The organism is Motilibacter aurantiacus, assembly GCF_011250645.1.
GTDB lineage: Bacteria > Actinomycetota > Actinomycetes > Motilibacterales > Motilibacteraceae > Motilibacter_A > Motilibacter_A aurantiacus.
This window is the reverse complement of record NZ_JAANNO010000004.1, coordinates 115,517-141,953: the sequence shown is the minus strand read 5'-3', so window position 1 is coordinate 141,953 and position 26,437 is coordinate 115,517. Positions and strand designations below refer to the sequence as shown.

General features: G+C 73.5%; 22 protein-coding genes. 12 read left to right on the top strand and 10 right to left on the bottom strand.

Going from position 1 to position 26,437, the window contains the following annotated elements:
- Nucleotides 1–41: 41 nt before the first annotated feature.
- The 3 genes from zwf to tkt all read right to left on the bottom strand — a co-directional run bounded on the left by zwf (nucleotide 42) and on the right by tkt (nucleotide 5,024).
- Nucleotides 42–1,571: a glucose-6-phosphate dehydrogenase gene (gene zwf / locus G9H72_RS09315; RefSeq protein WP_166170193.1), complete on the bottom strand. Its 1,530-nt coding sequence runs from the start codon at nucleotides 1,569–1,571 to the stop codon at nucleotides 42–44.
- A 68-nt stretch (nucleotides 1,572–1,639) separates the two neighbouring features.
- A complete protein-coding gene (gene tal / locus G9H72_RS09310; protein WP_166170191.1) occupies nucleotides 1,640–2,824 on the bottom strand; it encodes a transaldolase in 1,185 nt (394 codons plus the stop codon).
- A 49-nt stretch (nucleotides 2,825–2,873) separates the two neighbouring features.
- Nucleotides 2,874–5,024, bottom strand: a complete 2,151-nt coding sequence (tkt, locus tag G9H72_RS09305) for a transketolase (protein WP_166170560.1) — start codon at nucleotides 5,022–5,024, stop codon at nucleotides 2,874–2,876.
- A 269-nt stretch (nucleotides 5,025–5,293) separates the two neighbouring features.
- On the opposite strand from tkt, the gene G9H72_RS09300 reads away from it, so the two are divergent.
- The 3 genes from G9H72_RS09300 (at nucleotide 5,294) to G9H72_RS09290 (ending at nucleotide 10,210) form a co-directional block, all read left to right on the top strand.
- Nucleotides 5,294–6,307 carry a heme o synthase gene (locus G9H72_RS09300; protein WP_407939576.1) on the top strand — a complete coding sequence of 338 codons (1,014 nt, stop codon included), beginning with the start codon at nucleotides 5,294–5,296 and terminating at the stop codon, nucleotides 6,305–6,307.
- Nucleotides 6,308–6,393: 86 nt separating this feature from the next.
- Nucleotides 6,394–7,230, top strand: a complete 837-nt coding sequence (locus G9H72_RS09295; RefSeq protein ID WP_166170186.1) for a sensor histidine kinase — start codon at nucleotides 6,394–6,396, stop codon at nucleotides 7,228–7,230.
- Between the two features lie 49 nt (nucleotides 7,231–7,279).
- On the top strand, nucleotides 7,280–10,210 hold the full coding sequence (locus G9H72_RS09290) for a PAS domain S-box protein (protein WP_166170184.1): 2,931 nt from the start codon (nucleotides 7,280–7,282) through the stop codon (nucleotides 10,208–10,210).
- On the opposite strand, the gene G9H72_RS22920 is transcribed toward G9H72_RS09290, so the two are convergent.
- The 4 genes from G9H72_RS22920 to G9H72_RS09270 all read right to left on the bottom strand — a co-directional run bounded on the left by G9H72_RS22920 (nucleotide 10,153) and on the right by G9H72_RS09270 (nucleotide 13,953).
- The gene (locus G9H72_RS22920; RefSeq protein WP_166170182.1) at nucleotides 10,153–11,175 is read right to left on the bottom strand and encodes an NADPH:quinone reductase; all 1,023 of its coding nucleotides are present in this window, start codon (nucleotides 11,173–11,175) and stop codon (nucleotides 10,153–10,155) included. The genes G9H72_RS09290 and G9H72_RS22920 overlap by 58 nt on opposite strands.
- 19 nt (nucleotides 11,176–11,194) lie before the next feature.
- A complete protein-coding gene (locus tag G9H72_RS09280) occupies nucleotides 11,195–12,163 on the bottom strand; it encodes a COX15/CtaA family protein (RefSeq protein WP_331272133.1) in 969 nt (322 codons plus the stop codon).
- Nucleotides 12,164–12,220: 57 nt separating this feature from the next.
- Nucleotides 12,221–12,940 (bottom strand): ABC transporter permease, encoded by a 720-nt coding sequence (locus G9H72_RS09275; RefSeq protein ID WP_166170556.1) that lies wholly within the window; start codon nucleotides 12,938–12,940, stop codon nucleotides 12,221–12,223.
- An 86-nt stretch (nucleotides 12,941–13,026) separates the two neighbouring features.
- Entirely contained in the window at nucleotides 13,027–13,953 is a 927-nt protein-coding gene (locus G9H72_RS09270) for an ABC transporter ATP-binding protein (RefSeq protein WP_166170179.1), read from the bottom strand.
- A 163-nt stretch (nucleotides 13,954–14,116) separates the two neighbouring features.
- Here G9H72_RS09270 and G9H72_RS09265 point away from each other — a divergent pair, with 163 nt between their 5' ends.
- Genes G9H72_RS09265 through G9H72_RS09225 form a run of 9 tightly spaced genes read left to right on the top strand, consistent with a single transcriptional unit; the run spans nucleotide 14,117 to nucleotide 21,318 of the window.
- Nucleotides 14,117–14,863, top strand: a complete 747-nt coding sequence (locus tag G9H72_RS09265; protein WP_331272131.1) for a helix-turn-helix transcriptional regulator — start codon at nucleotides 14,117–14,119, stop codon at nucleotides 14,861–14,863.
- A complete protein-coding gene (gene sufB / locus G9H72_RS09260; protein ID WP_166170175.1) occupies nucleotides 14,860–16,272 on the top strand; it encodes a Fe-S cluster assembly protein SufB in 1,413 nt (470 codons plus the stop codon). Before G9H72_RS09265 ends, sufB begins: the two co-directional genes overlap by 4 nt.
- On the top strand, nucleotides 16,269–17,516 hold the full coding sequence (gene sufD / locus G9H72_RS09255) for a Fe-S cluster assembly protein SufD (protein WP_166170173.1): 1,248 nt from the start codon (nucleotides 16,269–16,271) through the stop codon (nucleotides 17,514–17,516). The genes sufB and sufD overlap by 4 nt, the downstream gene beginning before the upstream one ends.
- Nucleotides 17,513–17,839, top strand: a complete 327-nt coding sequence (locus G9H72_RS09250; protein ID WP_166170170.1) for a non-heme iron oxygenase ferredoxin subunit — start codon at nucleotides 17,513–17,515, stop codon at nucleotides 17,837–17,839. The genes sufD and G9H72_RS09250 overlap by 4 nt, the downstream gene beginning before the upstream one ends.
- A 14-nt stretch (nucleotides 17,840–17,853) precedes the next feature.
- Nucleotides 17,854–18,615: a Fe-S cluster assembly ATPase SufC gene (gene sufC / locus G9H72_RS09245; RefSeq protein ID WP_166170168.1), complete on the top strand. Its 762-nt coding sequence runs from the start codon at nucleotides 17,854–17,856 to the stop codon at nucleotides 18,613–18,615.
- Nucleotides 18,612–19,919: a cysteine desulfurase gene (locus G9H72_RS09240; RefSeq protein ID WP_331272130.1), complete on the top strand. Its 1,308-nt coding sequence runs from the start codon at nucleotides 18,612–18,614 to the stop codon at nucleotides 19,917–19,919. The genes sufC and G9H72_RS09240 overlap by 4 nt, the downstream gene beginning before the upstream one ends.
- Nucleotides 19,916–20,398, top strand: a complete 483-nt coding sequence (gene sufU / locus G9H72_RS09235; protein WP_166170166.1) for a Fe-S cluster assembly sulfur transfer protein SufU — start codon at nucleotides 19,916–19,918, stop codon at nucleotides 20,396–20,398. Before G9H72_RS09240 ends, sufU begins: the two co-directional genes overlap by 4 nt.
- Nucleotides 20,395–20,763: a metal-sulfur cluster assembly factor gene (locus G9H72_RS09230; protein WP_166170164.1), complete on the top strand. Its 369-nt coding sequence runs from the start codon at nucleotides 20,395–20,397 to the stop codon at nucleotides 20,761–20,763. The genes sufU and G9H72_RS09230 overlap by 4 nt, the downstream gene beginning before the upstream one ends.
- A gap of 24 nt (nucleotides 20,764–20,787) precedes the next feature.
- Nucleotides 20,788–21,318 (top strand): DinB family protein, encoded by a 531-nt coding sequence (locus G9H72_RS09225; RefSeq protein ID WP_166170162.1) that lies wholly within the window; start codon nucleotides 20,788–20,790, stop codon nucleotides 21,316–21,318.
- A gap of 1 nt (nucleotide 21,319) precedes the next feature.
- Here the strand turns inward: G9H72_RS09225 and G9H72_RS09220 are convergent, their stop codons facing one another.
- The 3 genes from G9H72_RS09220 to G9H72_RS09210 form a co-directional block, all read right to left on the bottom strand.
- The gene (locus G9H72_RS09220; protein ID WP_166170160.1) at nucleotides 21,320–23,578 is read right to left on the bottom strand and encodes a putative bifunctional diguanylate cyclase/phosphodiesterase; all 2,259 of its coding nucleotides are present in this window, start codon (nucleotides 23,576–23,578) and stop codon (nucleotides 21,320–21,322) included.
- Nucleotides 23,579–23,690: 112 nt separating this feature from the next.
- Entirely contained in the window at nucleotides 23,691–24,944 is a 1,254-nt protein-coding gene (locus G9H72_RS09215) for a GH39 family glycosyl hydrolase (RefSeq protein WP_166170158.1), read from the bottom strand.
- A 103-nt stretch (nucleotides 24,945–25,047) separates the two neighbouring features.
- Complete coding sequence (locus G9H72_RS09210; protein ID WP_166170155.1) at nucleotides 25,048–26,355, bottom strand: glycosyl hydrolase; 1,308 nt, start codon at nucleotides 26,353–26,355, stop codon at nucleotides 25,048–25,050.
- Nucleotides 26,356–26,437 lie beyond the last annotated feature (82 nt).

Here is a 26,437-nt window from a genome sequence, read left to right as displayed (position 1 = left end):
CCGGGCGCGATCGGACTCGAAGGGGCTCGGCACGCAGGTGCTCACGGCCGCCTCCACACGTGCCCGTTGCGGGCCAGCATCTCGTCCGAGGACTTCGGGCCCCACGTCCCGGCCGGGTACGTGTCGGGCTTGCCGACGCTCTCCCAGTGCTGCTCGATCGGGTCGAGGATGCGCCAGGAGGCCTCGACCTCCTCGTGCCGCGGGAACAGCGGCGGGTCGCCGAGCAGCACGTCCAGGATCAGCCGCTCGTAGGCCTCCGGGCTCGACTCGGTGAAGGACTCGCCGTAGGCGAAGTCCATCGTCACGTCCCGGACCTCCATGGACGTGCCCGGCACCTTCGACCCGAAGCGGACGGTCATGCCCTCGTCCGGCTGGATGCGCATGACGAGCGCGTTCTGCCCGAGCTCCTCGACCTGGTTGCGGGCGAAGGGCAGGTGCGGCGCGCGGTGGAAGACGACCGCGATCTCCGTGACCCGGCGGCCCAGGCGCTTGCCGGTGCGCAGGTACCACGGCACGCCCGCCCAGCGGCGCGTCTCGATCTCCAGCTGCACCGCCGCGTACGTGTCGGTGATGCTGTCGGCCGGGATGCCCTCCTCCTCGAGGTAGCCCGGCACCAGCTCCCCGCCCTGCCAGCCGCGGGTGTACTGCCCGCGGGCCGTCGACCGGCTGATGTCCGCGCCGACGTGCGTGGCGTTGAGCACCTTGAGCTTCTCCAGGCGCAGGTCCCGGGCGTCGAAGGAGACCGGCTCCTCCATCGCGGTCAGGGCGAGCAGCTGGAGCAGGTGGTTCTGGATGACGTCACGGGCGGCGCCGATGCCGTCGTAGTAGCCGGCGCGGCCCCCGATGCCGACGTCCTCGGCCATCGTGATCTGCACGTGGTCGACGTAGCCGCGGTTCCAGATCGGCTCGAACATCTCGTTCGCGAACCGCAGCGCGAGGATGTTCTGGACCGTCTCCTTGCCCAGGTAGTGGTCGATGCGGAAGACCGAGGACGGGTCGAACACCTCGCCGACGATCCGCTGCAGCTCCTGGGCGCTGGCCAGGTCGTGGCCGAACGGCTTCTCGATGACGACGCGGCGCCACGCGTGCTCGGGGCCGTCCGCGAGGCCGGTCTCCTTGAGCTGCTGCACGACGTCGGGGAAGTACCTCGGCGGGACCGACAGGTAGAAGGCGTGGTTGCCCTGCGTCCCGCGCTTCTCGTCCAGGTTGCGGATCGTCTCGCGCAGCGTCTCGAAGGCCGCCCGGTCCCCGAACTCGCCGGAGACGAAACGGATGCCCTCCGACAACTGCTTCCAGACCTCCTCGCGGAAGGGGGTCCGGGCGTGCTCCTTGACCGCCTCGTGGACGACCTGCGCGAAGTCCTGGTCCTCCCAGTCGCGCCGGGCGAAGCCGACCAGCGCGAAGCCGGGCGGGAGCAGCCCGCGGTTGGCCAGGTCGTAGATGGCCGGCATGAGCTTCTTGCGGGACAGGTCTCCGGTCACCCCGAAGATGACCAGCCCGCACGGGCCGGCGACCCGGGGGAGCCGCCGGTCCCGCACGTCGCGGAGCGGGTTCGCCTCGCTCGCTGTCACTGCGCCTCTTCTCTTGTCTCCGCAGCTGTCATGGGGCTGCTTCCGCTCGTACGGGGGCCGCGCGCGGCCTACTTGGACGAGCCCTCCGGGCTGGCCGACGCCGGGCCCGAGCCCGCAGGCTTGGTGGCGCCGGCGGGCATCACCTCGGCGCCCATGCGCTCGAGCTCGCCACTCACGGACTCGATCAGCTCGTTCCAGGCGACCTCGAACTTGTCGACGCCCTCCTCCTCGAGCACGCGCACGACGTCGTCGTAGTCCACGCCGACGCCCTTCACGTCGTCGAGGACCTGCTGCGCGGCCTCGTACGACCCGGCGATCGTGTTGCCGCGGACCTGCCCGTGGTCGAAGACCGCCTGCAGTGTCGCCTCGGGCATCGTGTTGACGGTGTCCGGCGCGACGAGCTCGACGACGTACATCGTGTCGTCGTAGGCGGGGTCCTTGACGCCGGTCGAGGCCCACAGCGGCCGCTGCGCCTTGGCCCCAGCGGCCTTCAGCGCCTCCCAGCGCTCGCCCGAGAAGACCTTCTCGTAGAGCTGGTAGGCGAGCCGGGCGTTGGCGTTCGCCGCCTTGCCGCGCAGGGCCTTCGCCTCGTCGGAGCCGATCTTGTCCAGCCGCTTGTCGATCTCGGTGTCGACGCGGCTGACGAAGAAGGACGCGACGCTCTCGATCTTCGAGATGTCGTGGCCGTTCGCCTGCGCCCGCTCGAGCCCCTCGATGTAGGCGTTCATGACGGCCTCGTAGCGCTCGAGGCTGAAGATCAGCGTGACGTTCACGCTGATCCCCTCCGCCAGCGTCGAGGCGATGGCGGGGATGCCGGCGACGGTGGCCGGGATCTTGATGAGCAGGTTGGGGCGGTCCACGAGCCACCAGAGGGCCTTGGCCTCGGCCACGGTGCGGTCGGTCTCGTGGGCGATCCGCGGGTCGACCTCGATCGAGACCCGGCCGTCGCGCCCGCCCGAGGCCTCCCACTGCGGCCGGAGCACGTCGCACGCCCAGCGGACGTCGTACGTGGTGAGCGCCCGCAGCGCCTCGCCCACGTCGGTGCCGCGCAGCGCGAGGTCGCGCAGCTGGTCGGAGTAGACCTCCGAGCCGGAGATCGCCTTCTGGAAGATGGCTGGGTTGGTCGTGACGCCCACGACGGAGCGCTCGCGGACGAGCTCCTCGAGGTTGCCGGTCTGCAGCCGGGCCCGCGACAGGTCGTCGAGCCAGACCGCGACCCCCTGCTCGGACAGCTGGCGGAGAGAGTCGGACACCTGGTGCCTCCTACTGCGAATTGTCGTTCGCGGGTGGACGAGCGGCGGGTCAGTTGCCCGTCGTGCTGCCGGGGATGACCCCGGCCTTGGAGATGCTGGCCTGAGCGGCCGCTACCACGCGCTCGGCGGTGAAGCCGAACTGCTCGTAGAGGACCTTGTAGGAGGCGCTCGCGCCGAAGTGCTCGATGCTGACGGCCTCACCGGACTCGCCGAGGTACTTCCACCAGCCCTGCGCGATGCCGGCCTCCACGCTGACCCGGGCGCGGACCGCCGGCGGGAGGACGCTCTGCTTGTAGGAGTCGTCCTGCTCCTCGAACCACTCGACGCAGGGCATCGAGACGACGCGGGTCGGGATGCCCTGGGCCTCGAGCTGCTCGCGCGCGGCGACGGCGATCTGGACCTCGGAGCCGGTGGCGATGAGGACCACGTGCGGGGTGGTGGCGGAGGAGTCGATCAGGACGTATCCGCCCTTGGTCACGCCCTCGGCGCTGGCGTACGGGCCTGCGGGGGAGCGGTCGTACGTCGGGACGCCCTGCCGGGTGAGGGCGAGCGCCGCCGGCCCGCGGTCCTTCTCGAGGATCTCGCGCCACGCGATCGCGGTCTCGTTCGCGTCCGCCGGGCGGACCACGTCGAGGCCGGGGATGGCCCGCAGCGACCAGAGGTGCTCGATCGGCTGGTGGGTCGGGCCGTCCTCGCCGAGGCCGATCGAGTCGTGGGTCCACACGTAGGTGACCGGCGCCTTCATGATCGCGGCAAGCCGGACGGCGCCGCGCATGTAGTCGCTGAAGACGAGGAAGGTGCCGCCGTAGAAGCGCGTGTTGCCGTGGATGGCGATGCCGTTCATCGCCGCGCCCATGGCGTGCTCGCGGATCCCGAAATGCACGTTGCGGCCGTAGAGGTCGACGTTCGCCGCGCCGGAGTCGGGGTGGCCGAACGAGGGCTCGCCGTGGATGAGCGTCAGGTTCGACTCGTGCAGGTCGGCCGAGCCGCCCCACAGCTCCGGGAGCACCGGGGCGATGGCGTTGAGCACGTCGCCGCTGGCCTTGCGGGTGGCGACGTCCTTGCCCGCGGGGAAGGACGGCAGCGCCTCGTCCCAGCCGCTGGGCAGGCGGCGGGTGAGCAGCCGGTCGTAGAGCTTGGCGCCCTCGGGCTCGCGGTCGCGCCAGGCGAGGAAGGACTTCTCCCACTCCTCGCGGAGCGCCTTGCCGCGGGTGACGACCTGGCGGGCGTGCGCGAGCACGTCCTCGGGCACGTCGAAGGTCTTGGCCGGGTCGAGCCCGAGGACCTCCTTGGTCGCCGCGACCTCGGCCTCGCCGAGCGCGGAGCCGTGCGCCTTCGCGGTGTTCTGGGCGTTGGGGGCGGGCCAGGCGATGATCGAGCGGGCCGCGATGAGGCTCGGCCGGTCCCGCTCGTCGCGGGCGGCGGTGAGCGCTGCGTACAGCGCGTCGACGTCCTGGGCGTCGTCCACGCGCTGGACGTGCCAGCCGTAGGACTCGAAGCGGGCGAGGACGTCCTCGCTGAACGCGACGTCGGTGTTGCCGTCGATCGAGATGTGGTTGTCGTCGTAGAGGACGACGAGGTCGCCGAGGCGCAGGTGGCCGGCGAGGCTCACGGCCTCCGCCTGGACGCCCTCCTGCATGTCGCCGTCGCCGGCGATGACGTAGATCGTGGAGTCGAAGGGGCTCTCGCCGGGCGCCGCCTGCGGGTCGAACAGGCCGCGCTCACGCCGCGCGGCCATCGCGAAGCCGACCGCCGTGGAGATGCCCTGCCCGAGCGGGCCCGTCGTCGTCTCCACACCGTTGGTGTGGTGCAGCTCCGGGTGGCCCGGGGTCAGGCTGTCCCACTGGCGCAGGTGCTTGAGGTCGTCGAGCTCGAGGCCGTAGCCGGACAGGTAGAGCTGGTTGTAGAGCAGGATGCTCGCGTGCCCGGCCGAGAGGACGAACCGGTCGCGGCCGACCCACTGCGGGTCGCTGGGGTCGTGACGGAGCAGGCGCTGGAAGAGCAGCGTGGCCACGGGGGCCAGGCTCATCGCGGTGCCGGGATGCCCGGAGCCCGCCTGCTGGACAGCGTCCATCGCCAGCGCGCGGGCGACGTCGACGACCTTCCGGTCCTTCTCGGACCACTCCAGCGCGGGGGCTGCCTCGCTGCCCTTGGTGTCGGTGTTCGCCACTTGCCGGTCTCCCTCCACAACGTCCAACATCACTGCGGGCCTCTGCCGAGCCGTCGCGGGACGCCGTCGGCCGGACGGCCTCGACGACCTGCTGCCCCTTGGGCCAGCATCTACGCGCCCAGACCCTATTCCTGAGGGGTCATGCCCTGATCACCGCGCCCCGACGCCCGGCCGGTGGCCGCGGGCGCGGGTGTCGCCCGTCACGTGTCCCCGGCGCGGTCCCTGCGCCACCGACGGTTAGGCTGACTCCCGTCCGCGCGCCGTTGCAGGCGGTGCTCCCCATGCTCGACGAGGTGCCAGTGACGGCAGTCGACCCGCGTCCGCACGCTCTCGCGGCTCCGCGGGCAGGTCTGGACTCCGCGACGTCAGCGACCGCTGCGACGACCGGGGCATCCCTGACGACCGGGACGGGGGCCGCGAGCCGCCGTGGCCTGGCGGCGCAGCTGCGGGCGTACATCGCGCTCATGAAGCTGCGTGTGGTCGAGCTCCTGCTCGTCGCCACCGTGCCGACGATGATCCTGGCCGCGGGCGGGGTTCCCTCGCTGCGCGACGTGCTCGTCACGCTGGTGGGGGGCACGCTCGCCGCCGGGAGCGCGAACGCTCTCAACTGCTACATCGACCGCGACATCGACGCGGTCATGCACCGCACGGAGCGCCGGCCGCTGGTGACCGGGGCGGTGACGCCGCGACAGGCTCTGGTGTTCGGCCTCGGGCTCGGCGTGGTCTCCGTCGGGCTGTTCGCCGCATTGACCAACCTGCTCGCCGCCGGCCTGACGCTCGCCACCATCGCGTTCTACGTGCTCGTCTACACCTTGCTGCTCAAGCGGCGCACTCCGCAGAACATCGTCTGGGGCGGCGCGGCGGGCTGCATGCCCGTCCTCATCGGCTGGGCGGTGGTCACCGGGTCGCTGTCCTGGGCCCCGGTCGTGCTGTTCGGGGTGATCTTCCTCTGGACCCCGCCGCACTATTGGCCGCTGGCGATGCGCTTCCGCGAGGACTACGCCGCGGCCGGGGTGCCGATGCTGCCCGTCGTCGCCTCCGACGTGACGGTCGCGCGGCAGGTCGTCGCCTACTCCTGGGCGATGGTGGCCTGCAGCCTGCTGCTCTGGCCGGTCGCGGGCACGGGCTGGGTCTACGCGGCGGCCGCCCTCGCACTGGGTGCGGCGTTCCTCGCCGAGGCGCACCGGCTGCTGCGCCGGGCCAGGTCGGGAGCGCGCGGTGCCGGCCTGAAGCCGATGCGGCTCTTCCACGGCTCCATCAGCTACCTGTCACTGCTCTTCCTCGCCGTGGCGATCGACCCGCTGCTCCACTGAGCGGCCCGGCCTCGCGCGGCTGCGGCACTCGGGTGATCCACGGCTCGATGCCTTCGGCGGGATAGGACGCGACCGAAGGGTGCGTCATGACCGGCTACCGCGCGCAGCACGGCCGGGCGCTCCCCGACGCGCCCGGTCAGGACGCCGGACGCGCGCTGCCCGGGCCGGACCAGGCGGACGCGCGGGACGCGTTCCTCGCGCTCATGTCCCACGAGCTGCGCACGCCACTGACCTCGACCCTGGGCCACCTGGAGCTGCTGCTCGACGGGGTGGCCGGGCCACTGACCCCGCCGCAGGCGGAGGCCGCCCACACCGCGGAGGCGGGCGCCAAGCGGCTGCTGCGACTGGTGGAGGACCTGCTGCTGGTCGCCGGTGCCGGGGCGGGGGACGGGCAGCTGGCCCTGGACTGCGGCCCCGTGGACCTCACCGACGTGGCGGAGGACGCAGCGGCCGCGCGCGCGGAGGCGGCCGCCCGGGCCGGTATCACGTTGGCCGTGGTGGCCGGGACCCGGACGCCGGCTCGCGGGGACCGTGCCCGCCTCGTCCGCATGGTCGAGGCACTGGTGTGCAACGCCGTTGGCTTCACCTCGAGCGGGGGCGCCGTCCGGCTCGAGGCGCGCGTCGTCGAGGGCTGGGCCGTCATCGACGTCGCCGACACCGGCGTGGGCATCCCCCCCGCCGAGCGCGACCGCGTGCTGGGCCGCTTCGTCTCGGGCAGCGCGCCCCGGCTGCACGGCCCGCAGGGCGCGGGGCTGGGCCTGGCCGTGGCCCGGGAGGTGGCCCGCGCCCACGGCGGGGCCCTCGACCTCGTCAGTGAGCCGGGCGTGGGCACGACGGCGCGGGCCGCGTTCCCCGCCGACGGCCGGGCCCCGGGCACCCCGCCGCCGTTGCCGGCCCCGCTGCCGGGACGCACGCGGCACTGACCGCGTCGACCGGCTCAGGCCCGGGGCCGAACCGGCCGATGGGTGGCTCGTGAGCCCCGCGACGCGCCGTCCCCCCGGGCCGCGCCGGCGGGCTCCGCTGCTGGCGCTGGCCGTCCTGCTCGTCGGTGCCGCGCTCGTCCTGCCCGCGGCGCTGCTCGCCCGGGGCGCCGAGCGCGACGCGGCCGTCCGAGGGCTCGAGCGCCCCCTGGCCGCGGCGCAGACCGCCCTGACGGCGGAGGCCCGCCGCTACGCCGACGCGGTGCGGCAGGCGGCGGCCGCGCTGTCCACGCGCAGCACCGCGCCCGACCCGGTGTACTTCGACTCGCTGAGCTCCTCCCTGGCCGCCGCGCGCCTTCCCGGTGCCGCCGGCACCGCGTACGTCGAGCCGCGCGGCAATGCCGACACGGTGGTGCTGGCGCACGCGCTCGACGGCCGGACGGTCCCCACCGGGTGGGACGCCTCGACGGTCCCCGAGCTGGCCGCGGTGCTGGTGCGCGCCCGCGCGTCGGGCCGGCCGGCCGTGTCGAGCCCGCTGGTGCTCCCGCGCGACCGGTCCCTCGCCGCTGAGCGCCGCCAGCTCGCCGTCGTCCTCGCTGCACCGGTGGTCACGGACGGGCAGCGCTTCCGCGGCTGGGTGATCCTGAGCCTGCGGGGCGACGACCTGGTCCGCGCGCTGCTCGGGGACGCTTCCGGCCCCGTGGGCGCGGTGATGCTCACGGCGTCGGACTCCTCCGGCCACCCCGTGGCGGTCGCGACGGTGGTCTCCCGCGGGCCGGGCGACGCCCCCCGGCACGGCGAGATCGCGCCCGGCGCGGTACGCCGCAGCGTGCAGGTGCCGGTGGTCGACCGCACCTGGTCCCTCACCGTGGCCGCCTCGCCCGCGCCTGCCCCGTCCTCCGGCCTGGTCCCGCTCGACGTGGTGGTGGGGGCCGGCGGTGGTGTCGCAACGGTGCTGCTCGCAGCGCTGGTGCTCGCCCTGGCCGTGGCCCGCGAGCGGGCGCTGGCCCGTTGGCAGGCCGTCACGGAGGAGCTGCAGGCGGCGGAGCGGCAGTCACGCCGGCAGGCCGACCTGCTCCATGACGTCCTCGAGAGCATCAGCGACGGCGTGTCGGTCATCGACGGCGACGGCCGCTACCTGGTCCACAACCGTGCGGCCCGCGCGATGCTCGGCACGCCCGGCACGGGCCTCCCGCTGCAGACCTGGCACGAGCACTACGAGACCCTCACCGCCGACGGGGCGACCCAGCTGCCCGCCGAGGAGCTGCCCCTCGGGCGCGCCCTCGCCGGGCAGTCGTGCGACGACGTCGACCTGCTGGTGCACGAGGCGGCACGCGGCGGTGCGCGCGTGCTCCGGGTCAGCGCGCACCCGCTCCGGTCGGGCCAGCTGCACGGCGCCGTCGCCGTCTTCTCCGACGTGACCGACCGCACGCGAGCCGAGGCCGAGCTGGAACGGCAGGCGGTCGTGTTCTCGGCGATCACGGACGCCGTCTTCATCACCGACGCCACGGGCACCGTGCTGGACTGCAACGCGGCGGCCGAGCACATGACCGGCTTCACGCGAGCGGACCTGCTGGGCCGGCGGCCGGGCGAGGCGTCCCCCGGGCAGGCCGCCCTCGCCGGGGTGGCCGACGCGCTGCGCCGCGACGGGGAGTGGCGCGGGGACTTCCCGTTCGCCCGGCGGGGGCGCCCGGCGGGAGTCGCCGAGGCGGTGGTCGTCGCCTTGCGCGACGAGCAGGGCCGGCTGACCGGCACCATCAGCGCGCACCGCGACGTCACCGAGGAGCGGCGCACCGCTGCGGCCCTGCGCGAGGCCGAGCAGCGGTTCCGGCTCTCGTTCGTCAACGCGCCGACCGGGGTGCAGATGGCCGACCTGCACTCCGTCGGCTTCGGGCGGCTGCTCGACGTCAACCCCGCGCTCTGCCGCATGCTCGGGATGAGCCGGAGCACACTGCTGCAGCTCACCGTCGCGGACATCACCCACCCGGACGACCGCGCCCAGGACGCCGAGTGGGGCAGGCTGCTGATGAGCGGCGAGCAGGAGCGCGTCCGTCTGGAGAAGCGGTACGTCCGCGCCGACGGCGAGGCCGTCTGGGTCTCGGTCAACGTCGCGGTGGTCCGCGACGAAGAGGGTGCCCCGCTCTACACGGTCACGCAGGTCGAGGACGTCACCGCCCGCCGTCGCGCCCGCGAGGAGCTGCGCCGGGCCAACGCCGAGCTGTCCGGGCTCAACGACGCCCTGGCCCGCACCAACGCCGAGCTGGACCGCTTCACCGCCGCGGTCGCGCACGACCTGAAGAACCCGCTCACGTCGATCTCCGGCTACAGCGAGCTGCTCTTCGACCTGTGCGGGGGCTCGCTCCCGCCCGAGGGCGTCCAGGCCCTCGACGCGGTGCGGCGCAACGCCGACCGGATGCGCACGCTCATCGACGACCTGCTGACGTACGCGCGCGCGGGCAGCGAGCCGTTGCGGCTCTCGCCGGTCGACCTCGCGGACCTCGTGGCGGACGTGGTGGCCGACCTCGGGCCGACGCTGGCCCGGACCGGTGGCACCGTGCGCGCCGGCCAGCTCGGCGAGGTGTACGCCCACCGCGCCCTGCTCCGGCAGGTGCTGGCCAACCTCGTCGGGAACGCCGTGAAGTACGTGGTGCCCGGCGTGTCTCCGCGCGTCACGGTCAGCGCCGAGCCCGCGGAGGGCGGCGGGTGGGTGATCAGCGTCGCGGACAACGGCATCGGCGTCCCGCCGGACGCCACCGAGCGGATCTTCCGGATGTTCCACCGCGAGACGCGCCGGGGCTACGACGGCACCGGCATCGGCCTGGCGACCTGTCAGCGGATCGTCGAGCGGCACGGCGGCCGCATCTGGGTACGCCCCGCCGACGCCGGCGGCTCGGTCTTCGCCTTCACCCTGCCGGCCGCGCCCGCTCAGGCGTTGACGTCGACCAGCACCTTGCCGACCGTGCCGTTGCGCACGGCCTCGTGAGCCTGCGCGGTCGCTGCCAGCGGGAACACGTGGAGCGGAAGCCCGGCGTGCTCGCCGGCCTGCAGCGCACCGTCCGCGACGGCCGCTCCGATCGCAGCGACGGCGTCGAGCTTGGCGGCCTCGGGCATGGTGTAGACGAGGACGAACTGCCAGCGGCTGTTCGACGACAGCAGCTCGGGGGCGGGTAGCGCCAGCTCGTTGCCGCCGTCGTTGGCGTAGATCGCCACCGTCGCGTGGCGGGCCAGCACCGCGCGGTCGAGCGCGGCATTGGCCGCCGGGGCGACCTCGACCACCGTGTCCACGCCCTCGGGGGCCAGGGTGCGCAGCAGCGTCGCCGCGTCGTGGCGGCGGTAGTCCACGGTCTCGTGCGCGCCGGCCGCTGAGGCGAGCCGTGCCTTCTGCGGGCTGCTCACCGTCGTGAGGACCCGGGCGCCGGCCCAGCGGGCGAGCTGGATCGCGGCGTTGCCGACCGCGCCGGCGCCGCCCTGGACGAGCACGGTGCGCCCGTCGAGCGCGCCGGGGGCGAGCCGGCCGGGCAGCCCGTCGCCCAGGGTGAGGCAGCGGTGGGCCGTCATCGCGGGGATGCCGAGGCTCGCGCCGAGCGTGAGCCCCGCCGAGTCCGGGAGCGGGACGGCCTGCCGCTCGGGGAGCACGACGTGCTCCTGGGCGGTGCCGTCGGCCCGCTGCCACGCCGCCTCCCAGAGCCACACCCGCTGGCCGGGCTCGAGGGACGTGCCGCTCCCGGACCGGTCGACCACCCCGGAGCCGTCCTGGTGGGGGACCACGGACGCGAACTTCAGCGGCTGGCCGGGGCCGCCGGCCTCGCGCGCCTTCCAGTCGGTGGGGTTGACCCCGGAGTAGTGGACCCGGACCCGGACCTCGCCCGGCCCGGGCTCGGGCAGCGGCCGGTCGGTCAGCTCGAGGACCTCGGGCCCGCCGCTGCGGGTGTAGGCGATGGCGCGCACGGATGCTCCTCGGGGGCGGTCAGGACGCGGCGGCGGACGAGGGGACGGACGCGGCGGCGGGACGGCGCGGGACGGGCAGCTCGGCCGCCCGGACGCGCAGCGCGAGCACGAGGCGCACGGCGGCGACGACCGTGACGCCGGCCCCGAGCATGTGCAGCGCCACGAGGACCTCGGGGAGCCCGGTGAAGAACTGGACGAAGCCGATGACGCCCTGGCCCAGCTCGACCCCGAGCAGCACGAGCGCGGCGCGGCGGGCGCTCGGCGGCGCGCTCACCGCGGCGAGCGCGAAGACCATCGCCAGCGTCAGCCCGACCATGAGGAACACGCCGTCCGCGTGCAGCTGGCTCATCCGGTCGGGGTCGAGCCCGGTGCGCTTGGCGTCCAGGTCCCCGGCGTGCGGGCCGCTGCCGGTGACGACCGTGCCCAGGTAGAGCACGGCCGCCGTGACCGCGAGGATGGCCAGCCCGAGACGGTGCAGCATCGGGTGCACGACGAGCCGAGCGGGGCCGTCGCCCTCGTCGGCCCGCTGGACGAGCAGGGTGGCCAGGCCGACCAGCACCATGGAGAGCAGGAAGTGCAGCATCACGACCCACGGGTTGAGCTTCGTGAGGACCGTGATGCCGCCGATGACGGCCTGCAGCGGGATGCCGAGGAAGAGCGCGAGCGCGATCCGGACCGGGCCGCTGCGCCGGGGGCGGGCGCGGACGGCTGCGATCAGCGTCAGGACCGCGACGAACGCGAGCACGAACGTCAGCAGCCGGTTGCCGAACTCGATGGCGCCGTGGATGCCCAGCTCGCCGTGGGTGACGTACGACTCCTCGCCGCACTTGGGCCAGGTGGGGCACCCGAGGCCGCTGGCCGTGAGTCGGACCGCGCCGCCGGTGACGACGATGACGACGTTCGCGACGACGGAGGCCCAGGCCAGCAGGCGCACCGTGCGCCAGGTCGGGTTCCCGATCAACGGGGCACGGCGGAGCAGGTCGGGCACGCCGTCAAGGGTAAGCCGCAGGCGGGTGGGGGGCGTCGCCGAACGGCGTCGCGAGGATCACTCCCAGCGGAAGAAGCGGGCGGCGAGGGCGCCGGCGCCGGTCGCCCAGGCCAGCAGCACCAGGACGTCCTTGAGGGGGAGGGCCGCGTCGTGCTCGAGCACTGCTCGAAGCCCCTCCGAGAGCGCGGCGAGCGGCAGCAGCTCGAACACGCCGGCGGCGGCCGCGGGATAGTCCGAGAGCGGGACGACGACGCCGCCGGCCAGCAGCAGCAGCACCCAGACGAGGTTGGCGCCGGCAAGGGTGGCCTCGGCGCGCAGGGTCCCGGCCATGAGCAGGGCGAGCGCGGTGAAGGCGGCGGTCGCGGCGACGAGGAGGACGACGACGGCGGCAGGGTTGCCGTGCGGGTGCCAGCCGAGCAGGAGCGCGGTGCCGCCCAGCAGGACGACCTGGAGCGCCTCGACCGCGAGGACGGCCAGGGCCTTGGCCGTCAGCAGGGCCCACCGGGGCAACGGGGTGGAGCCGAGCCGCTTGAGCACGCCGTAGCGGCGCTCGAAGCCCGTCGCGATCGCCTGGCCGGTGAAGGCGATCGACATCACCGCGAGCGCCAGCACCCCGGGCGTGATCGCGTCGACCCGTCGCGTGCCGGGGTCGAGGTCGCCGACGTCCACGGTCGCCCCGACGACGAGCAGCAGCGCGGGGATGACCATGGTGAGCAGCAGCTGCTCGCCGTTGCGCAGCAGCATCTTGAGCTCGAAGGCCGCCTGGGCGAGCACCATGCGGCGCGCCGGCGCCGCTCCCGGGCGCGGTGCGAACGCGGACGCCGCGCCGCTCAGCGGGGCCGTCGCGGCCGAGGGGACGGCCGTCACGCGCGCAGCTCCCGGCCGGTGACGTCGAGGAACACGTCCTCCAGTGTGCGGCGTCCCACCGACAGCCCCTCCGGCATCACCCCGTGGGCGGCGCACCACGCGGTGACCGTCGCCAGGGTCTGCGGCGTCATGGGGCCGGCCACCCGGTAGCGGCCCGGCAGCGCCTCCACCGCGGAGGCGCCCTCCGGCAGCGCGAGCAGCAGGTCCGCGAGGTCGAGGCCGGGCCGGGCGTCGAAGGTCAGCGACTCGTCCGGGCCGCGGGCCGTCAGCTCGGCCGGGGTGCCGGACGCGACGACCCGCCCGGCGTCGATGACGTGGACCATGTCCGCGAGCCGCTCGGCCTCGTCGAGCAGGTGCGTGGTGAGGACCACGGTGACCCCGGCGGCGCGCAGGTCGTTGACCAGGTCCCACGTGGCGTGCCGGGCCTGCGGGTCCAGCCCGGCGGTGGGCTCGTCGAGGAAGACCAGCTCGGGGCGGCCGATGACCGCGAGCGCCAGCGCCAGCCGCTGCTGCTGGCCGCCGGAGAGCCGGCGGTACGGCGTCCCCAGCGCCGGGCGCAGGCCCAGCCGCTCGATGAGCAGCTGCGGGTCGAGCGGGTGCGCGTGCAGGGCTGCGGCGTGGCGCAGCACCTCGAGGGGCCGCACGGCGTTCGGCACCCCGCCGCCCTGGAGCATGACGCCGACCCGGGGCCGCAGCTGCCGCGCGTCGCGCACGGGGTCCAGCCCGAGCACGCGCACCTGCCCCGCGTCCGGGCGCCGGTAGCCCTCGCACGTCTCGATCGTGGTCGTCTTGCCCGCGCCGTTCGGCCCGAGCACGGCGGTGACCGTCCCGCGCTCCACGCGCAGGCTCAGCCCGTCCACCGCGCGCACCGACGCGTACCGCTTGACGAGGTCGGTGACCTCGACGGCGGCAGGGGTGGGCACGCATCCGATGGTAGGTGCCACTGACCCTGGGCAGCGATCGCAGCTCCGGTTAGGGCAGCCTTCCGTGACGAGGGCCACCGCGCGGCTGTCGGCAGCGGGAAGCTATTTACGACACACTTGTGTTGTGCAAAGCGTGGCCGATACTTCGGAGAGCTCTGCCCCTGTGCAGCAGCACGCTGCCGGACCCCAGGGGCCGGACGCTCGCACCCGCGACCGGGTCGCCCGCGCGATCCTCGAGGGCGGCCCCACGACCGCCGCGGCGCTCGCCGAGCAGCTCGGGCTGACGCCGACCGCCGTCCGCCGCCACCTGGACGCCCTCGTCGAGGCGGGCCTGGTGGAGACGCGCGAGCAGCGCGTGGCCGGCCCCCGCCGGCGCGGCCGCCCGGCCAAGGAGTTCGCGCTGACGGTCAGCGGGCACGCCGCCATGACGACGGCGTACGACGACCTGGCCGTCGCGGCGCTGCGGTTCCTCGGAGCGACCGGCGGCGACCGGGCCGTCGAGGCCTTCGCCCAGACGCGCGCCGCGGAGATCGAGTCCCGCTACGCTTCCGCGGTCGACGCGGCCGGCCCCCACGTCGAGGACCGGGTGCGCGCCCTCGCCTCGGCCCTCAGCGCGGACGGCTACGCGGCCAGCGTGCACTCCGGGCCGGCGGGCGGCGCGCAGCTCTGCCAGGGCCACTGCCCGGTGCAGAGCGTGGCCGCGCAGTTCCCCCAGCTGTGCGACGCCGAGGCCGAGTCCTTCGCCCGGCTCGTCGGCGCGCCGGCGCGCCGGCTGGCCACTCTCGCCCACGGCGAGCACGTGTGCACGACCCACATCAGCGGCTCGTCCGCTGCTTCCGACCTCAGCCCCCACGTCCGTGGGGGCTCGCCATCCCGCACCACCACTCCGTCTGGAGGGACGTCCCGATGACCCAGACCGCCCACCCCGAGCTCGAGGGCCTCGGCCGTTACGAGTACGGCTGGGCCGACCCGGACGCGGCCGGCGCCGTGGCCCGGCGTGGCCTCAACGAGGACGTCGTCCGCGACATCTCGGCCCGCAAGAACGAGCCCGAGTGGATGCTCGAGGCGCGCCTCAAGGGCCTCCGCCTGTTCGGCAAGAAGCCGATGCCCGACTGGGGCTCGGACCTCACCGGAATCGACTTCGACAACATCAAGTACTTCGTGAAGTCGACGGAGAAGCAGGCGGCCTCGTGGGAGGAGCTCCCCGAGGACATCAAGGCGACGTACGACCGGCTCGGCATCCCGGAGGCGGAGAAGCAGCGCCTCGTCGCGGGTGTCGCCGCGCAGTACGAGTCCGAGGTCGTCTACCACAAGATCCGTGAGGACCTCGAGGAGCAGGGCGTCGTCTTCCTCGACACCGACACCGCGCTCAAGGAGCACCCCGAGCTCTTCAAGGAGTACTTCGGCTCGGTCATCCCGACCGGAGACAACAAGTTCTCCGCGCTCAACACGGCGGTGTGGTCCGGCGGCTCGTTCATCTACGTGCCCAAGGGCGTCCACGTCGAGATCCCGCTGCAGGCCTACTTCCGGATCAACACCGAGAACATGGGCCAGTTCGAGCGGACGCTGATCATCGTCGACGAGGACGCCTACGTCCACTACGTCGAGGGCTGCACGGCGCCGATCTACTCGAGCGACTCGCTGCACTCGGCCGTCGTCGAGATCATCGTGAAGAAGGGCGCCCGCTGCCGCTACACGACGATCCAGAACTGGTCCAACAACGTCTACAACCTCGTCACCAAGCGCGCGGTGTGCCACGAGGGCGCGACGATGGAGTGGATCGACGGCAACCTCGGGTCCAAGGTCACCATGAAGTACCCGGCCGTCTGGCTGGTCGGTGAGCACGCCAAGGGCGAGACGCTGTCGGTCGCGTTCGCCGGCGAGGGCCAGCACCAGGACGCCGGGTCGAAGATGGTCCACGCCGCGCCGCACACCTCGAGCTCGATCGTCTCCAAGTCGGTCGCGCGCGGTGGCGGCCGGACGTCCTACCGGGGCCTGGTCCAGGTCCTGGAGGGCGCGCACCACAGCAAGAGCACGGTCCGCTGCGACGCGCTGCTGGTCGACACGATCAGCCGCTCGGACACCTACCCCTACGTCGACGTCCGCGAGGACGACGTGCAGATGGGGCACGAGGCCACGGTCTCCAAGGTCAGCGAGGACCAGCTCTTCTACCTCATGTCCCGCGGCATGAGCGAGGAAGAGGCCATGGCCATGATCGTGCGCGGCTTCATCGAGCCGATCGCGCGCGAGCTGCCCATGGAGTACGCGCTCGAGCTCAACCGGCTCATCGAGCTTCAGATGGAGGGCGCGGTCGGATGACCGAGCAGGCAATTCCCAGCGGTACCGAGATCGCGGGGGCCGTCGTGGCGGCCCCCGCCGGGGGCGTGGCCGTCAAGGAGCACTCCCACGGCGGTGCGGCGATCGACGTCCGCAACCGCGCGGACCGTCCCGCGTCGTTCGACCCGGCGGACTTCCCGGCCCTGACCGGCCGGGAGGAGGACTGGCGGTTCACGCCGCTGGACCGGCTGCGCGGCCTGCAGGGCGACGGCGATGCCGCTGCTGGGGCCGACGGCGAGGCCAGGGTCGACGTCGACGCCGCCCCCGAGGCGCGCGTGGAGGTCGTCGGCCGCGACGACGAGCGGCTCGGCCGCGCCGGCAAGCCCGGCGACCGGGTCGCGGCGCGCGCGTGGGCGGGCTTCGAGAAGGCGACGGTCGTCTCGTTCCCCGCCGAGGCCGTGGCCTCGCGCCCGACCTACCTCACCGTGCAGGGCCAGGGCGGCACCGCGTTCGGGCACACCCTCGTCGAGCTCGGCCCGTTCGCCCAGGCGACGGTCGTGCTCGACCACCGGGGCAGCGGGGCGTACGCCGCCGGCCTCGAGGTGCTCGTCAGCGACAGCGCGCAGCTGACTCTCGTGTCCGTCCAGGACTGGGACGACGACGGCGTGCACCTGTCCCAGCACACGATCCGGCTGGGCCGGGACGCCACGCTCAAGCACTTGGTGGTCACCCTCGGCGGCGACGTCGTCCGGGTGACCCCGCAGGTCGCGTTCGACGCCCCCGGCGGCGACGTCGAGCTGCTCGGCCTCTACTTCGCCGACGCCGGCCAGCACCAGGAGCACCGGCTCTTCGTCGACCACGCGGTCCCGAACTGCCGCAGCAACGTGCTCTACAAGGGCGCGCTGCAGGGCGACTCGGCGCACACCGTCTGGGTCGGCGACGTGCTGATCCGGGCCGAGGCCGAGGGCACCGACACCTACGAGCTCAACCGCAACCTCGTCCTCACCGACGGGGCGCGCGCGGATTCGGTGCCGAACCTCGAGATCGAGACCGGCGAGATCGAGGGTGCCGGCCACGCCAGCGCCACCGGCCGCTTCGACGACGAGCAGCTGTTCTACCTTCAGGCCCGCGGCATCCCGGAGATCGAGGCCCGCCGCCTCGTCGTGCTCGGCTTCTTCGCCGAGCTCGTCCAGCGCGTGCGCGTGCCGGAGCTGCAGGAGCGGCTGCTCGGCTCGATCGAGGCCGAGCTCGCGTCCGCGTACGCCCCCGCGGAGCAGGGCGCATGAGCTCGCGCGTCTGCGCGCTCGGCGAGCTCGAGCTCGACGAGCCCAAGCGCGTGACGGTCGACGGCACCGCCGTCGCCGTCGTGCGCACCGCCGAGGGCGTCTTCGCCATTCACGACACCTGCAGCCACGCGAACGTGCCGCTGTCGCAGGGCGAGGTCGAGGACTGCCGGATCGAGTGCTGGCTGCACGGGTCGATGTTCGACCTGCGCACCGGCGAGCCGTCCGGCCTGCCCGCGACCAAGCCCGTTCCCGTCTACCCCGTGACCGTCGACGGCGACGACGTCTTCGTCGACGTCGAGGTCGCGCTCAACGAAGCCAGCTGAGGAGCCTTCTTCCAATGTCCACGCTCGAGGTCCGCGACCTCCAGGTCACCGTCGACACCGGCGAGACGGGTGCCAAGCAGATCCTGCGGGGGGTCGACCTCACGATCCGCTCCGGCGAGACGCACGCGATCATGGGCCCGAACGGCTCCGGCAAGTCCACGCTGGCCTACTCGATCGCGGGCCACCCCAAGTACACCGTCACCGGCGGGTCGGTCACGCTCGACGGCGAGGACGTCCTCGCGATGAGCGTGGACGAGCGCGCGCGGGCGGGCCTCTTCCTCGCGATGCAGTACCCCGTCGAGGTCCCTGGCGTCTCCGTGTCGAACTTCCTGCGCACCGCGGCCACCGCCGTGCGCGGCCAGGCCCCCGCGCTGCGCACCTGGGTCAAGGAGGTCCGCGAGGCGATGGACCGGCTCGGCATCGACCCGGCCTTCGCCGAGCGCAACGTCAACGAGGGCTTCTCCGGCGGTGAGAAGAAGCGCCACGAGATCCTCCAGCTCGAGCTGCTCAAGCCGAAGATGGCCGTGCTCGACGAGACCGACTCCGGCCTCGACATCGACGCCCTCAAGGTCGTCAGCGACGGGGTCAACCGGGTGCGCGCCACCGGCGACACCGGCGTCCTGCTGATCACGCACTACACCCGCATCCTGCGCTACATCCAGCCCGACTTCGTCCACGTCTTCGTCGAGGGCAAGGTCGTGGAGGAGGGTGGCAAGGAGCTCGCCGACCGGCTCGAGGCCGAGGGCTACGAGCGGTACGTGAAGAAGGCTTCGTGACGTCTCCTGCCGTCACCGGCCCGGCGGCTCCGTTCGCGGAGCCGCCGCTGGACGTCGCCCGCGTGCGCGCGGACTTCCCGGTCCTCGCGCGCACGGTCCACGACGGCAAGCCGCTGGTCTACCTCGACAGCGCCGCGACCTCGCAGAAGCCGCGGCAGGTCCTCGAGGCGCTCGACCGCTACTACGCGCTGCACAACGCCAACGTCCACCGTGGCGTGCACGCCCTCGCGGAGGAGGCCACGGCGCTCTACGAGGGCGCCCGCGACAAGGTCGCCGCCTTCGTCGGCGCGGCCCGCGAGGAGATCGTCTTCACGAAGAACTCCACCGAGGCGCTCAACCTGGTGGCCAACGTGCTGGTGTGGGGCGCGGGGCCGTACCGCGTGGGCCCGGGCGACGAGGTGCTCGTCACCGAGATGGAGCACCACTCCAACATCGTCCCGTGGCAGCTGCTGTGCGAGCGGACCGGCGCCACCCTGCGCTGGATCGGCATCACCGACGACGGCCGGCTCGACCTGGCCCAGCTCGACGAGCTGCTCACCGAGCGGACGAAGGTCGTCTCGCTGGTGCACGTGTCCAACATCCTCGGGACCGTGAACCCGGTGTCCGAGATCGCCCGCCGGGCCAAGGCCGTCTCCGGCGCGCTCGTGGTCGTGGACGCCTCGCAGGCGGTGCCGCAGCTGCCGTACGACGTCGCCGCGCTCGCCGCCGACGGCGTCGACCTCGTCGCGTTCACCGGTCACAAGATGCTCGCGCCGACCGGCATCGGCGTGCTCTGGGGCCGGCGCGCGGTCCTCGAGGAGCTTCCGCCCTTCCTCGGCGGCGGCGAGATGATCTCGGTCGTCACCATGGCCGGCTCGACCTACGCGGCGCTGCCGCACAAGTTCGAGGCCGGGACCCCGCCGATCGCGCAGGCCGTCGGCCTCGGCGCCGCGGTCGACTACCTCACCGAGCTCGGCATGGCCGCGGTGGCCGCGCACGAGCAGGCGCTCACCGCGTACGCGCTGGAGCGGCTGCAGGAGGTCGAGGGGCTGCGCGTCATCGGCCCGTGGTCGCCGGTCGACCGCGGGGGAGCCGTCTCGTTCGTGCTCGACACCGCCCGTGGCCCGGTCCACTCGCACGACGTCGGCCAGGTGCTGGACGCCCAGGGCGTGGCCGTGCGGGTCGGCAACCACTGCGCCCGCCCGGTGTGCGACCGGTTCGGCGTGCCCGCGACCACGCGCGCGTCGTTCTACGTCTACTCCACGACGGACGAGGTCGACGCGCTGGTCACGGGGCTGGCGAAGGTGAAGGAGTGGTTCGGGTGAGCGTCGACGCGCTCTACCAGGAGATCATCCTCGACCACTACCGCAACCCGCGGCACAAGGGCCTGCGCGAGCCTTTCACGACCGAAGCGCATCACGTGAACCCCACATGTGGTGACGAGGTCACGCTGCGGGTGAGGCTGTCCGGCTCGGGCGACTCGGCCACCGTCGAGGACGTCTCGTACGCCGGGGAGGGCTGCTCGATCAGCCAGGCGTCGACCTCGGTGCTCAGCGAGCTGGTGACCGGCCGCACCGTGGCCGAGGGCATGCAGGCGGCCGACTCCTTCCTGGCGCTCCTGCAGGGCGGCACCGCCGCGGAGGCCGACGAGGACGTGCTCGGCGACGGTGTCGCGTTCGCCGGCGTCGCCCGCTACCCGGCCCGGGTGAAGTGCGCCCTGCTCGGCTGGATGGCATGGAAGGACGCGACCGCCCGCGCGGTTGCACACGAGAGCACGAACGACGAGCAGGAGGCAGTGCGATGACGGAGCCCGTGACGCAGCCGACCGGGACGGACGCTGCGGTCGACGCGGTCGATCTGGCGACCGTCGACGAGGTCGAGGAGGCCCTGCGCGACGTCGTCGACCCCGAGCTCGGCATCAACGTGGTCGACCTGGGGCTGGTCTACGGCATCACCGTGGACGACCGCTCGCGGACCGCCGTCCTCGACATGACGCTCACGTCGGCGGCCTGCCCGCTGACCGACGTCATCGAGGACCAGACCCGCTCGGTGCTGCACGGCATGGTCGACGACGTCCGCATCAACTGGGTGTGGATGCCGCCGTGGGGGCCGGACAAGATCACCGACGACGGCCGCGACCAGCTGCGCGCGCTCGGCTTCAACGTCTGACCGTCGCCCGCTAGGGTCGCCGGCGTGCAGACGCCACCCGACACCGGCCCGCTGCTGGCCGGCCCGCCGGTCGGGGAGTCCGACCCGCGGGCGCTGCTGCTGGGCTACCTCGACTGGTACCGCGAGGCGCTCTTCCGCAAGCTCGATGGCCTGACCGAGGAGCAGCTGCGCACCCCGGTGGAGGGGCTCGGCTGGCCGGTGCTGGCGCTCGTCAAGCACCTGGGGTGGGTCGAGCGCCGCTGGCTGCGGTGGGGCTTTCTGGCCGAGGACGTCCTCGGCCGGCCGCCGGGCGGGACGCCGGCCGAGTGGCGCATCGAGCCGGACGAGCCGACCGCGGACGTCGTCGCGGCCTACCGCGCGCAGGTGGAGCGGTCGCGTGCCATCACCGCGGCTGCCGGGCTCGACGAGCCGTCGGCCGTCGGGGGCCGGTTCCCGACGCCCGAGGCCGCGCCGCCCATGGGGCGCATCCTCTTCCACCTGCTGCAGGAGTACGCCCGTCATCTCGGGCAGTTGGACGCCGCCCGCCAGCTGCTCGACGGGGTCACCGGCCCGTAGCTCAGCGCAGCGGCGCCGGCAGGGCGCGCGCCTCCAGGGAGACCTGCTCGGCGGGCAGCGGCCGCGCGTAGAGGTAGCCCTGGGCGACGTCGCACCCGGCCAGGCGCAGCTCCTCCTCCGTCTCGGGCGTCTCGACCCCCTCGGCCACGACGACGAGGCCGAGGTCGTGGGCGAGCGCGATGGTGGAGCGGACGATCGCGGCCGAGCGGGGGCACGTGGTCATGTCGCCGACGAAGCTGCGGTCCATCTTCAGCTCGGACGCCGTCAGGTCCCGCAGGTAGCTCAGCGAGCTGTAGCCCGTCCCGTAGTCGTCGATGGAGATCGTCACGCCGATCCTCCGCAGGGCCTCCAACGCACGCAGCGTCTGCGCACGCTCCTTCATGAAGCTGTCTTCGGTGATCTCGAGTACCAGGAACTCGGGCTCGAGCCCGTGCCGCCACAGGAGCGACGCCACCAGGTCGGGCAGGTCGGGCATCAGCAGGTCGGCCGGCGCGAGGTTGACCGACAGCTTCGGCCGGGCCCCGGCGCCGTGCCACCGGGCGGCCTGCTCGACCGCCTGCCCCAGGACCGCGCGCGCCAGGTCGCGCCCGCGCCCGATGAGCTCGGCCAGCGGCAGGATCTCCGCCGGGCCGACCAGGCCGCGCCCCGGGTGGCTCCAGCGGACGAGCGCCTCCAGCCCGAGGACCGCGCCGCTGCGCAGGCACAGCTGGGGCTGGTAGTGCAGCACGAGGCGCCCGTGCCCCGCCTCGCCGCCGAGGACCGCGCGCAGGCTCTCCCCGAGGCGCAGCCGGTCCAGCCGCTCGTCGTCGACGGTGGAGTACGCCCGGGCTCCCGGGCCGGCCTTGGCGGCGTACATCGCGATGTCGGCCCTGCGCAGCAGCTCCGCCACGCCTTCGCCCGCCCCACCCGCCGCGACCCCCACGGAGGCCGACACGTGGACGGCGATGCCGGCCAGGGCGACCGGGCCGTCGAGGCTCCGCCGCAGCCTGCTGGCCAGCGCGAGCCCTTCCTGCTCGCCCGCGGCGGGGATCAGCACGGCGAACTCGTCACCTCCCAGCCGGGTGAGCAGCCCGGAGCCCGGGATGCACGCCGACCAGCGGGCGGCGAGCTCGACGAGCAGCTCGTCGCCCACGCTGTGCCCCAGCGAGTCGTTGACCTCCTTGAAGCGGTCGACGTCGAAGAGCAGCACCGCCGCCGGCACGTCGGGATGGTCGCCGAAGTGGCGCTCGGCCGCCTCGTGGAAGGCGCGCCGGTTCGCCAACCCGGTGAGCTCGTCGGTCCGCGCCTCCTTCCTGCTCTGCGCCAGCGAGTGCACGTCCCGCACGGCGAGGACCGCGCGCGCAAGGACGCCCACGACCGCCGCGGCGGCGAGCGCCACGCAGGAGGCCGGCTGCCGGCTCAGCCCCGCGAGCACGAGGGTGACGACGGCGACGGTGCCCAGCGCCGTCGGCACGGCGAGGACCGCCCACCACGCCAGCGGCCGCGTGACCCGGTCACGCGGCCGTGCCCAGGCGGCCAGCAGGCACAGGCACACCGCGCTGCCGTAGAGCAGGTCGGGCAGCAGGTTGTGCGGGGTGTAGGTGCCCGCAGCCGACTGCGCCAGCCACACCGTGTCACCCAGGGTCTGGGCCAGCAGGCCGAGGCCGAGCAGGAGCAGGTTGCGCTCGGGCCGCCAGTCCGCGACGGCGAACATCAGGGCGACGAGCATGACGAGCAGCAGGTCGGCGATCGGGAACATCGCCGTGGAGAGCCGGCCCCCGGCCGAGGTAGGAGCCCAGGCGCCGAGCAGCACGCCGAGCCCGGCGGCGCTCAGGCCGGCGATCACGCCGTCGAGCCACAAGGTGGAGGGCAGGCGGGACACCCGGTCCCGCAGCATGAGCATGGCCGCGACGAACGAGCACGGGAAGAGCGCGAGCCAGCACGCCTCGGACACCCGGACCGAGCCCACGAGCGTGCGGTTCGGGACGAGCCCGGACATGGCGAGCGAGCCGATGCCGTAGACGAGCAGCCCGCCGCCGAACACGAGCCAGGGCAGCCGCCCGCTCCGCGACCGCCCGGCGCCGCGCACGAGGATCAGCACCGTGCCGGTGACGGAGAGGCAGAGCTCGGCGAGCGCGTCGACGCTCGCGCCCGCTCCGCTCCGGTTCAGCCCCAGGGAGGCCACGACGAAGTGGAGCGTGTAGCCGGCCAGCACCGCCACGAGGACCACGCGTACCGGGCGCGGGGCGTCCAGCAGGTCGCGCGGGCGGGCGGGGGTCACGCCCGCAGATCGGCAGCCGGCGCCACGACTTTGGTCGGAACGCGCCTCACTCGCACGAACGGGCGAGCACCTGCGGGATGCAGGTGCCCGCCCGTGCGGGGGGACGGGAGCGTCAGAGCCGCGTCGAGCGGATGAGCACCGGGCTGGCGATGACCGTCTGGTTGCGGGCGCCCTTGAAGGTGAGCGTCCGCCCGTTGATGAACTGGATGCCGGTCGTGGACGCCGTCGTGCGGACCCGGATGGTGCGCGACGGGTTCCACATCACCTTGCCGTAGCTGCCGTCGCGGAACCGCAGGACGCAGGTGTAGGTCCGCGCCCGGTCCGTCGTGCAGCCCTGCAGCTGGTTGTTGAGCATCCACTGCTCGACGATGCGGTAGGACTCGGCGGCCCGCGTCGGCTGGCCGTTACGGCTCAGGTCGATCCCCATGTAGCCCTTCGTGTCCCAGGCGTACCAGTACACGCGGGAGACGCCGTTGGCGGCGTTGAGCAGCAGCGTGCGGGCGACGTACGACGCGGCGTTGGCGTCGTTGTACGTCCGCGGCGCGCCTGCGTTGTTCAGCTGCGCGCCGTAGTTGATCTCGGTGTTCCAGATCGGCTTGCTCACCCGGCTGGTCGCCATCGCCGCCTTGGCGGTGTTGATCAGCGCGAGCGAGCCCTCCGGGCCGGCGGTCGGCGCCGGGTAGGGGTGCAGCCCGATCACGTCGGAGTACCTCGCGCCGCCGGCCTGCAGGAAGGTGCGGAAGTACGCCTGGTCGCTCGGGTTGCGCAGCGAGAAGCCGGGGCTCACCACCGTGGCGGTCGGGTCGACCCGCTTGATGATCGTTCGCGCCTCGCGGGTGAGCTGCACCATCTGGGCGACCGTGCCGGTCCAGAACGTGGAGAGGTTCGGCTCGTTCCAGATCTGGTAGGCCCGGACCCGGCCCTTGTAGCGCTGCGCCACCTCGGTGACGTACTCGCGCCAGTAGGTCACGCTGCGGGGCATCGCCGCGGCGCCGAGGCCGTAGACGTCCTGGGACGTGGCCTTCGACGACGCCCAGGCCGGCGTCGCGCCGAGGACGACCAGCGGCGACGCGCCGTACCGGTTCGCCGTGTTCACGGCGGTGTCGAGGGCCGTGAAGTTCCAGGTTCCGCGGGCGGGCGACACCTCGTTCCAGCGCCCGCCGACGTCCCAGAGGCGGGCGGACCCGACGGGGAGGCCGGGCTGGACGCCCTTGGCGAGCGTGGCCTGGTGCAGGCCGAAGTACGCGCGGGGGACGGTGACGGTGGCGGCCGACGCGGTGGACGCGGGAAGGGCTGCGAGCAGCGGGGCTGCGACCGCGGCGGCGGCGAGGCCGGCGAGGCGGGCACGGAGCGGACGGTGTGGCACTGGGTTTCTCCTCACGAGTCCTTTTCTAGCGGGCCGTCTGGGCCCTATTGCGAAAGACGCGCCGTAGCGGGGGAAACGTTCATCCGCGTTCCGACGCGATACGTCAGAGCCGGGTGCTGCGCAGGAGCACCGGGCTCCCGATGACCGTCTGGTTGCGCGCGCCGCGGAACCGCAGCGTGCGGCCGTTGACGAACTCGACACCTGTCGTGAACTTCGTGGTTCGGACGCGCACGGCGCGCGAGGGGTTCCACATCACCGTGGCGTACGAGCGGCTCGAGTAGCGCAGCGTGCAGGTGTAGGTACGTCGGCCGTCCACCGTGCACCCCTGCAGCCGTGCTCCCTGCATCCACTTCTGCGTGATCCGGTAGGCCTGCCCGGCCCGGGTCTGCCGGTTGTCGCGGCTCAGGTCGATGCCGAGGAAGCCGCGGGTGTCCCAGCCGTACCAGAACACGCGCGACACCCCGTTGGCTGCATTCAGCAGCAGGGTCCGCGAGACGTACGAGGCGGCGGTCGAGTCCGAGTAGCTGCGCGGCGGCGCGCCGTTGTAGCCGGCGCCGTAGTTGACCTCGGTGTTCCAGATCGGCTTGGAGACGCGGGCTCTGCGCAGCGCCTGCCTGGCCGAGTTGAGCAGCGCGACCGAGCCCTCCGGGCCGGCGGTCGGAGCGGGGTAGAGGTGCAGGGCGACGACGTCGACGGCGGCGCCGCCTCCGGCCTTGAGGAACCGGGTCATCCACGGGATGTTGGTCGGGCGGCGCGTCGCGAAGCCCGGGCTCACGACGGTGGCGTTCCTGTCGACGCGCTTGATGATCCTGCTCGCCTCCCGGGTCAGCTGGGCCATCTGCGCGGGCGTCCCGGTCCAGAACGTCTCGACGTTCGGCTCGTTCCAGATCTGGTACGTGCGGACGCGGCCCTTGTAGCGCTGGGCGACCTTCGTGACGTACTCCCTCCAGTAGGCGAGGCTGCGCGGCATCGACGCCGCGCCCGGCCCGTACGGGCTGGCCTGCGTCGGCCGGGAGGCGGCCCAGGTGGGCGTCTGGCCGAGCACGATCATCGGCTGGGCCTTCTTGGCGATGCTCGTGGCGACGGCGGTGTCGAGCTTGCTGAAGTCCCACCGGTTCCGGGAGGGCTCGACGTCGCGCCAGAGGGCCCCGACGTCCCAGAGCCGCACCGAGCCGACGGGGACGCCGGGGAAGACGCCGTTGCCGAGGGCGGTCTGGTGCATCCCGAAGTACGCCTTGGGAACCGTCACCGTGGCCGCCGAGGCGGCGGGCGCGGGGAGGGCGGCGACGAGGGGGAGGGCCGTGGCCCCCGCGGTCAGCAGTGCGGCGCCGCGCGAGCGCAGCGAGGTCGCGCGGCCGGGGGCGGTGCGGGAGGTCCAGGGGCGGGGGAGCGGGAGCCGTCGGAACTGCAAAGGGCTACTCCTCGGAGTGCGAGATTGTCGAGGGCGGGCGGATCGCCGCCCCTGACAAAGGATGCGCCGTACCTGACCGTCC